The following is an 8,303-nucleotide window of genomic DNA, read 5'->3' on the forward strand; positions in this document are numbered from 1 at the left end:
CCGGCCGCTACGCATCCCCGCGTAGCCATAGCGAGATCACAAAACAACCATATTCGTTCCGTTACTAAGCCGACCCCGTCAATCATGCTGGTGTGCATGGTGTTTGAGTTCTCTCTGAATACGTACCGAGCAAGTCGTTGCGCGGCTCACCACCTACGCCGAACCCGAGCCGGATATCAACTGCTCTCACATGCTCCGATTGACAATTTCTGCGAGACTGTTAAGTACTTGTGGTGTAATTGTTTTGACATTTCGATGGCACTGAACGACGCCGCCGCTATCGCGCATTGCTCGAAGCACATTGAGCTGCGCGTCGACCACCTCGTCGGTTGGATCGGTCAGATAAACCGTTGGTACACCGAAATATTTCGCTATCGCTTCGAGCTGCTCGCCTGTAGCATCGATCCTCATCCCGGTGCGCCATTGCTCTAAATCGTTGTGGTTGAACGACACACCCGTCCGGCGCGTCATGGCTTCGGTGGCGGCCGCGTTGGAAAGCGGCGGCTCTCCCGCCCTATGCATCACCGCAAATAACTTGTTTAGCCGATCCGCCAGGGTTGAGTTCATGGCATCTATTGTGCCCTCGGAGGCACCGTTGGGTGGTTTGCGGTTCATCGCAGATGCCGCCGCGTCTCGTGCTGTCGGTTCGGTACGCATGGCAGCCTCCCAATAAATCTGTATGTGCACAGCATTGCGTTTACTTATTGCAGTATATGCTTTATTGTGCAATGCTAAGGCGGGTCCTGCCCTTTGCTCGGCTCGACCACTCAGGCAGCCCCGCACTCTGCCTCATTGTGACCACTACTTGGGAGGACCAGCTGTGACGTTTCCTGAGTCCTCAAAGGGGCAGCGACGACGCGGCGAGGGGATCGACGACCAGACGCTCACTAACTGGCGCTCTGCGGGACGTCTCTCTGATGCCGGTCTGCGACCCCGGGAGGACCGAGGGCGGCGGCGTCACGGTGGCCCTCTACCAGCGACCGACGCTGGCCGTCACCTCAGTCCCCGCCGAGTCCCAACAACGAATACCCATCGGGTATCCGCCAAAAGGATGGTGCCCCAGTGACGTACGCACCGCCAGAGACACCGTATTGCGGGTTCATGCGTCGGTTCGTCAGAGGCCGTGAGCAGCTGTTCGTTCCGCGCACCGCCGCGCATTGTTTGATCAGTGCACCTACCGAATCGGGCAAGTCGCGCCGGCTGCTAGCGCCGGCGAGCGCGTTGTGGGGCGGTCCGTTGGTGCAGGTGTCGTCGAAGGACGACGTCATGCAGCTGACGATGGAGCGCCGGTTCGGGCCCAAGGCGGTGGTCGATTTTCGGCCGATCATTGACCCCTTCTATCCAATCGGGGTCCAGGTGATGGTGTACGACCCGACGACCACCATCGAAACCCCTTACGAGGCGCTGACCGTTGCCGAAACCATCATGCAGATGGCCACCGTCGGAATGGGCTCAGGTGCCGATCAGGTGTCCGATGGCGGCGTCTGGGAGTCTCAGGCTGCGGGCCCGCTGGCGGCATTCTTGTATGCGGCATCGCCCAACGGCAACGGGATGGGGATGGAGTGGGTTCTCAAAGCTGTCGACAATCTAGAGGTCACCGAAGCCGCCTCGCGGCAACCGAGCTGGGTTCAAGCTGCCGCCCTGTGTAGCAGGTATGAGGTGCTGGCGATCGGCATGACCAGAATTCTGGGAATGGAGCCGCGGCAACGTGATTCGGTGGCCATCACGATGCGCAAAGCCATCACCCCGTGGTTGCGAACCTCGTTGATGATGGCGGGCGGGGCAGATGTCGCCACGGTGTTCGACGCTTCGTTTCTCGATGATCCCAGCGCCACCCTGTTCGTGTTGGCGCCGGCAGACGGCACTGTGGCGGGTGCCGCCGTGACGTTGATCGACTCGTTGATTCGGCGTTGGCGTGAGAAAACGTCGCGGTGCGAACAGATGCATCGCCTTCTGTTGGCGATCGACGAATTGCCCAACACGGCGCCCCTTCCCGATTTGCGTCGCATCGTGGGGGAGGGCCGTGGTCTAGGTATCAACTTGCTCGCCGTAGTGCAGGCCTCGGCCCAGAATGACACCGTCTACGGGCAGGTCTACGCCCAGGAACTCCGTGAGATCTTTCCAGCCAACATCATCATGTATGGAGCCCACGAAGAGGCCTTGCTTGCACGCACTGAGGACTGGTCGGGGCTGACATTTCGCCGCACCGAAAACTATGGGCAGGCCGACGGACACAAATCTCTGAGCACCGATTTCGGGCCGGTCCTGCGGTGGCAGGAGTTGCTGCCACCTGACCCCGAACACGCACGCCTTCTTCTGCGCGGGGGACTCGGGCATTGCGTCGAAATTCCGGATTGGACACGGTTTAAGGCGTACTACGATCAGGCCAGCCGTGCGTTGGTCGCCGCACGCGCGGGTTGCCCCGCCTCTGACGGCGGCTTCGCCCGCTCCACCGGAATTGGCGGTTCTGAGCGCAAACGCTGGCACCAGCGGCTTCTCGGCACGTGACCTTTCACCACAGGCTGTTGCAAGCGAGTGGTCTTTACGGAGTGCCTTCGTCTGCGGTCTTCGCGAAGGTTCCGGCCGAGTTGCGTGGTTACTGTTGGGGCGTTCCGCTTCCAAGGGAGTGGAACGCCGGACGGACTGACGCCAGACCGAGGCGAAAACGAGGTATTAGAAGAGAACGAGGTATTAGAAGAGGAGGCGGAGTCTAAAGCTCAAGGCCGTAGTCGTGGTCCTCGCTACGGCTGCGATCACGTTCGGCGATTTTCTTGATCAGGTCGTCAAGGTGATCTTTGACCTGCGGGGCAGCACTGGTGGACGGGATTGCGTCGTGGAGTTCCTGCCTCCGGTAGGACCCCAGCGACTGTGTGACCCGTGCACTGCTATGGGGTAGCTGTGCTGCACGGGCAAGAAGCGTGTCGAGGCCAACCAATTCCGCATCCAGCAAACTCGCCGCGAACACGATGTCCTTCTCACGCCCTGCTGCGAGCTTGCTGACAACGAGATCGTGCGGCTCTACGAACCGCGGTTCTGCTGGATGGCTGGATTGCAGGTTCCAACTCACCAACCGTTCGCGCCAGCCGGCGGGCAGTTCAGCGGTGTCGACATGGATCCGTTGCAAGTGAGTGATCTTTGGTGATCATGCGACTTGCACCCCGTCTCGGGGTTGTTCGGCAGCCCGGTGGCTGCGTCCCTTCCGCGCTTCACGGCCACCTGCCCGGCTAGGCCGGGTCTTACGGTCGGCTCCACGCTTGACGGCGGCCCCAACTGGGCCGACGACGCTATCGGGTTCCTCGTAGCGCGCGAGGTTGATCGCGGCGTTGTCGTCACGCTGATCGTGATTTATCTGCATGCCAAGCGACCGTTTCCGCAGGTCAGCTACCATATTCGCATCATCGCGCACCGTGAGTTTCGTAAGTTTCGACCGCGGTTTTGTGGCTTACAGTCCCAACCGCTAATCAGTAGCTCTATAAGCGAATGCTCAGGGGACACTGAGCGGGATGATGCGCTACCTCAGTGCACTCAGCACTAGTTCCACGTCTTCCATGGTGTTGTAGAGGTGAAACGATAACCGGACCCGGCCAGCTCGCATGCTGATCGCGGCTCCGGCTTGGACTAGCCGATGAGCGGCTTCGGCGGCGATACCGAGTGAGATGATCGCTGAATTGCATGGATCAAGGCCTAAGCCGGCCAGCGTCGCGTTGGCAAGCCCCACACAATGTTGGCGCACAGCGGACAGATCAAGACCGGCCAGCCACGGTAGAGCGATAGCGGCGCCGCGCTGTGAGAACCACACGGGCGACAGGTCGAGCCGCCGGGCATTGTCGGCCAAGCGAAGCGGCAGGCCATAGAGGCCAGACCAGATGTCTTCTGCGCCAGACCAGTTCGCGGCCTGCGGAACTACGTCGGCGAGCACATCGCGGCGCACTGCCATCCATGCAGCACCGCGCGGCGCCAACAGCCACTTGTAGGCCGCGCCGACGACAAACTCGGCCCAATGAAGCCGCAGCTGTTGCCAGCCGGCGGCCTGGCTGACGTCGAGAAGGACCCGCACTCGCGCGGCTTCGGCAGCGGCACGCAACTCATCCAAGTCAACGGTGAAACCATCTGCGGACTGCACCGCACTGATGGCCACCAGATCGTGTCTGCGCAGCTGCGACAGTAGCTCGGCGGGTCTGGCCTCCGTCACCGTGATACCGCGACGTTGTTGTGCCGCAAACGGAAAGGTCACGCTAGTGAACTCGTTGTGCACTGTGAGCACCTTGGTGCCGTCCGGCACGCTGGCGGCGAGGAGCCCGACCAGCTGGGAGACGCTAGCACCGGTAACCACGTCGAGTGGGGCAACTCCAACCAGCTGCGCCCACGCATTGCGTGCAGCGACTACGTCGGCGTCGAAATCGGTCACCTGCAGGGCCCCGGCCCGCCAGTGCGCGATCGTGTCGACCAGGGTGTCGGCCACGCGGGCAAACGGCAGCCCGATAGCTGCTGTGTCCAGGTAACCCGCGGGAACGTCGAACTTCTCTCCGAACGCCTCACGCATACCCGGAACACTATCCGTATCCGGCTGTGTCCCAGGATCCGCTTCAGGCGTCAGATGCCCGTGGGGAACAGGTTTATCTGTAGGGCTGTTCCCCACGTTTTGCCCTGGGGCGCGGAGTATCGTTGCAGGCTGTCAGTTTTCGCTGCGGCTAGACGAAGACGCATAGAGTTCGGAGAGCAGGCCGACAACGTAAGCGGTCGCTGGGTGTTTTTCGTCGCGCCACCACGCGAGTCGTATGGGCACTGGCGGTGCGTCGAGGAGCCGGCGGAACACTACACCTCGACGTCGGTACTGGGTTGTGGTGCTTTCGGTGGTGACGCCGAAACATCGACCAGCGGCGATGATGTCCAGCCAGTCGTCGATCTCATGGGTCACGTGTACTGCGGGCTGGCTGCCGTGGGGCCAGAGGTCCGGCGTTGTGACGCCGATCCGTGCTACCACGGCGAGCACGCGATCCGTGAGGTCGGCCAGGCGGACCTGGCGTCGCCGCGTAAGGCGATCGTCGGCGGGAAGTGCGCAGTAGCGTTGCTCCATGCCGACGATGACGTTGTCGAACCGGCTGTCGTTCAGGGCTGTGGCAGCGGTACCGGCGGTGCGTAATACCGCGATGTCGCAGGCTCGTTCGGCGAGTCCGCCGGTTGGCGAAGGGGTGCGCACGATGCGCAGCTCGATCTCGGGGTGGGCCGCGCTCCAGCGATGCTGGAATTCGACAGTGTGCTGACCCATGGTGGACCAAGCGTGTCCGATGCGGACCGTATTGGCGCCGTGGTGGGCGTCGCGTATGAGGTCGTCCACGTCGGTCAAAAGGCGGCGGGCGCGGATCAGAACACGCTCTCCTGCCGCTGTCGGCGTTACATCTTGGCTACTGCGGCGAAGGAGGCGGATTCCGAGGCTAGCCTCAAGGGCGGCTATTCGTCGTGATACTGCTGGCTGCGAGATCTTGAGTTCTATTGCGGCGTCGGTAAACCCGCCGCTGTCGACGACCGCGACAAAGCACCGCAGGTGATCAATTTCCAGAGCCATACGCTAAGCGTATCGCTCCTCCAGTAAATGCATTTTGTGAATCCACGCTGACGACCCAGACTGGGCACATGAATGACCAACGGGGAAACGCCACCGGCTTCGCCGATTTTGAACGGCTATACCGCGACAAGCCCACCCAGGGCAGCTCGACAGAATTAGCACTCTGGGACTTCGGTAAGCCGCAGCCCACCGTGCAACTGTTTGTGGCCTGCGGAGCCGTGCGCGGCCGCGTGCTCGATCCCGGTACTGGACCGGGATATAACGCCATCTACTACGCCTCACAGGGCTACACCGTCACCGGAATCGATGTGGCGGCCGCGGGAATCGATCGGGCTCGACATAACGCCGCCAAAGCAGGCGTCACCGTGGACTTTCACGTGGCCGACGCGACCACACTCAAGGGTCTGGACAACCAGTTCGACACCGTCGTCGACAGCTTGTTTTATCACGTATTTCTCGATGACGAGGAAACCCAGATGCGCTATGCGCAGGCCTTGCATCGCGCCACCCGCCCCGGGGCGCGGCTGCTCATGCTCGAAATGGGGCGCCACAACGTCAACGGCCTGCAGTTCGAGGGGCTTTCGGCAGACAACTTCACGCGCGTGCTCCCCGCGGCAGGCTGGCGCATCGACTATCTGGGAACCTCGACGTACCAGAATCGACTCTCGACCCGAACACTGACGACCATGATCAACGTCGCTGGCACCCCCGCCCTAGCGGAGCGCATGAAACCACTCCGAGAACAGCTGCCTACCGTTGAACCGCTGCTCGCACACCACCTCGTTCATCTCCCAGCTTGGGTTGTCATCGCAACTCGCACCGACTAACCGACGCCGGCACCGCCGAGATATTTGGGCGTCGCTGCCGACTAGGCCTGTATCGAGCGTCTGCGGAAATCCATTGGAAACAGAGCGTTTCTGTCTGAAAGGCGAGGTGTATGGCGTTCGGGGACTACCAGTCCGAGATCTTCCTGCAGGGCCTTAGCGGGGTGACCCCTTCGCTACCGATGACCTACGCCAGCTTAGAGGCGAAGGCATCTGCGGCGATGTCGCCCACGGTGTGGTCGTATGTCGCCGGTGGCGCCGGCGACGAGGCGACTCAGCGAGCGAACGTCAGCGCCTTTAGCCGATGGGGACTGATGCCCAGGATGCTAGTCGGCGCCGACGAACGCGACCTCTCAATCGAGATGTTCGGGATGAGGTTGCCAGCGCCTGTGTTCATGGCACCCATCGGTGTGATCGGCATCTGCGCCCAAGATGGCCACGGCGACCTGGCAGCCGCCCACGCCGCCGCCGCAACGGGAGTACCGATGATGGCGTCGGTGTTCGGGGCCGATCCATTGGAGCAGGTGGCAGCGCAATTCGGCTCCACGCCAGGCTTTTTCCAGCTCTACGTCCCAAAAGACCGCGAACTGGCAGCCAACCTGGTGCGCCGAGCAGAAGTCGCCGGGTATCGGGCCATTGTGATCACTCTGGACCAGCCGGTGACCGGATGGCGACCGCGTGATCTGGCCACTGGTTATTCGCCGCCGCTACGCGGGCAGTGCCTGACCAATTACACCAGCGATCCGGTTTTTAGGGCCGACCTGCCAGCACCGCCTGAGCAGGATCTTTCCGCCACAATCCGGCACTTTTTGCAAATCTGGAGCACCCCGCTGAACTGGAACGACCTGTCGTGGCTGCGGTCGCTGACCACCCTGCCGCTGATCGTGAAAGGCATCTGCCATCCCGAAGATGCACGGCGTGCGAAAGACGCCGGAGTGGGAGGGATTTACTGCTCTAATCACGGGGGCCGGCAGGCCAATGGCGGCTTACCGGCACTCGACTGTCTACCGGCTGTCGTGGAGGCTGCCGACGGACTGCCGGTGCTATTCGACTCGGGCGTCCGTAGCGGCGCTGACATCATCAAAGCCCTCGCGCTAGGCGCTACCGCGGTGGGCGTTGGCCGCCCATACGCCTACGGATTGGCACTGGGAGGGTCCGATGGCATCGTGCACGTGCTGCGCTCGTTGCTGGCGGAAGCCGATCTGATCATGGCGGTCGACGGCTACCGGAACATCGGCGACCTCACCACCGCGGCTCTGCGCCGTGTGCAGTAACGCCCGGACGTCGCACCAATTTCTTCATCGTCCATACGCAGCTGACGATGAAGCAGCAGATCAACACGCTTATATGCCGCGGGATTGAAGATCAACTACTGATAAGGAAGCCGTACATGAGCCTTGACCAAAATGCGGCGGCGGCCTTCGCCGCGTCGTGGGCCTCTGCCTGGAACTCTCGCGACGTAGATACCGTATTGAGCCATTTTGCGGACGACGCCGTCTTCGCGTCGCCGATCGCTGAACAGCTGCTGCCAGAGACCGCTGGTGTCCTACGAGGAAAGGCGGCGATTCGCGCTTACTGGTCGCTTGCCACGGAAAAAGTGCCCGACTTCCATGTCGACGTACTTGACGTTTATACCGGCGTCGACACGGTCGTGATCAACTACCGCAACCAAGTCGGCGCGCGCGTGTGCGAAGTCCTCACGTTTCGAGACGGCCAGGTCATGGCCGGTGCTGGCACCTATCTCGTCGACGACGCAGCCGGCGCAACCGGCATCTCACGCTGAGGCAATTGGATTCCGTTGCGCCACAATGCCACCCTGCAGACCGCAGGCCTGTCGGGTCTGCTGCACGAATAGGTGACATCTGAGTTGGCTTGCCCAGCATGGGCGGGCTGGAAGGATGTCCCCATGGCAA

7 protein-coding genes and 2 pseudogenes are annotated in these 8,303 nt (G+C 61.9%); 4 read left to right on the plus strand and 5 right to left on the minus strand.

The features are described from left to right. Positions 1–186: 186 nt before the first annotated feature. On the minus strand, positions 187–657 hold the full coding sequence (locus AWC08_RS35815; protein WP_142283782.1) for an XRE family transcriptional regulator: 471 nt from the start codon (positions 655–657) through the stop codon (positions 187–189). Between the two features lie 405 nt (positions 658–1,062). Here AWC08_RS35815 and AWC08_RS24135 point away from each other — a divergent pair, with 405 nt between their 5' ends. Continuing rightward, positions 1,063–2,508, plus strand: coding sequence for a type IV secretory system conjugative DNA transfer family protein (locus AWC08_RS24135; RefSeq protein WP_244906530.1), 1,446 nt, complete (start codon positions 1,063–1,065; stop codon positions 2,506–2,508). 438 nt (positions 2,509–2,946) lie between these two features. On the opposite strand, the pseudogene AWC08_RS39730 reads toward AWC08_RS24135, so the two are convergent. The 4 genes and pseudogenes from AWC08_RS39730 to AWC08_RS24155 form a co-directional block, all read right to left on the minus strand. Further along, positions 2,947–3,112 (minus strand): annotated as a pseudogene (locus tag AWC08_RS39730) (DUF6036 family nucleotidyltransferase); the annotation flags it as partial. A gap of 30 nt (positions 3,113–3,142) precedes the next feature. Next, positions 3,143–3,337, minus strand: a pseudogene (locus AWC08_RS24145) (IS607 family element RNA-guided endonuclease TnpB); the annotation flags it as partial. A 174-nt stretch (positions 3,338–3,511) separates the two neighbouring features. Then, complete coding sequence (locus AWC08_RS24150; protein ID WP_085088304.1) at positions 3,512–4,543, minus strand: aminotransferase class V-fold PLP-dependent enzyme; 1,032 nt, start codon at positions 4,541–4,543, stop codon at positions 3,512–3,514. Positions 4,544–4,675: 132 nt separating this feature from the next. Beyond that, on the minus strand, positions 4,676–5,566 hold the full coding sequence (locus AWC08_RS24155) for a LysR family transcriptional regulator (RefSeq protein WP_085088307.1): 891 nt from the start codon (positions 5,564–5,566) through the stop codon (positions 4,676–4,678). 68 nt (positions 5,567–5,634) lie between these two features. Here AWC08_RS24155 and AWC08_RS24160 point away from each other — a divergent pair, with 68 nt between their 5' ends. The 3 genes from AWC08_RS24160 to AWC08_RS24170 all read left to right on the plus strand — a co-directional run bounded on the left by AWC08_RS24160 (position 5,635) and on the right by AWC08_RS24170 (position 8,173). After that, positions 5,635–6,393 (plus strand): class I SAM-dependent methyltransferase, encoded by a 759-nt coding sequence (locus AWC08_RS24160; RefSeq protein ID WP_085088310.1) that lies wholly within the window; start codon positions 5,635–5,637, stop codon positions 6,391–6,393. A gap of 110 nt (positions 6,394–6,503) precedes the next feature. Then, a complete protein-coding gene (locus AWC08_RS24165) occupies positions 6,504–7,664 on the plus strand; it encodes an alpha-hydroxy-acid oxidizing protein (protein ID WP_085088313.1) in 1,161 nt (386 codons plus the stop codon). Between the two features lie 47 nt (positions 7,665–7,711). Beyond that, on the plus strand, positions 7,712–8,173 hold the full coding sequence (locus tag AWC08_RS24170; protein WP_372513529.1) for a nuclear transport factor 2 family protein: 462 nt from the start codon (positions 7,712–7,714) through the stop codon (positions 8,171–8,173). Positions 8,174–8,303: the final 130 nt, after the last annotated feature.

The organism is Mycobacterium gordonae, from assembly GCF_002101675.1.
GTDB lineage: Bacteria > Actinomycetota > Actinomycetes > Mycobacteriales > Mycobacteriaceae > Mycobacterium > Mycobacterium gordonae.

Excerpts from the sequence above, each read along its gene's own strand:
- AWC08_RS35815 (WP_142283782.1), bottom strand. The coding sequence starts at position 657 with ATGCGTACCGAACCGACAGCACGAGACGCGGCGGCATCTGCGATGAAC.
- AWC08_RS24150 (WP_085088304.1), bottom strand. The coding sequence starts at position 4,543 with ATGCGTGAGGCGTTCGGAGAGAAGTTCGACGTTCCCGCGGGTTACCTG.
- AWC08_RS24155 (WP_085088307.1), bottom strand. The coding sequence starts at position 5,566 with ATGGCTCTGGAAATTGATCACCTGCGGTGCTTTGTCGCGGTCGTCGAC.
- AWC08_RS24160 (WP_085088310.1), top strand. The coding sequence starts at position 5,635 with ATGAATGACCAACGGGGAAACGCCACCGGCTTCGCCGATTTTGAACGG.
- AWC08_RS24165 (WP_085088313.1), top strand. The coding sequence starts at position 6,504 with ATGGCGTTCGGGGACTACCAGTCCGAGATCTTCCTGCAGGGCCTTAGC.
- AWC08_RS24170 (WP_372513529.1), top strand. The coding sequence starts at position 7,712 with ATGAAGCAGCAGATCAACACGCTTATATGCCGCGGGATTGAAGATCAA.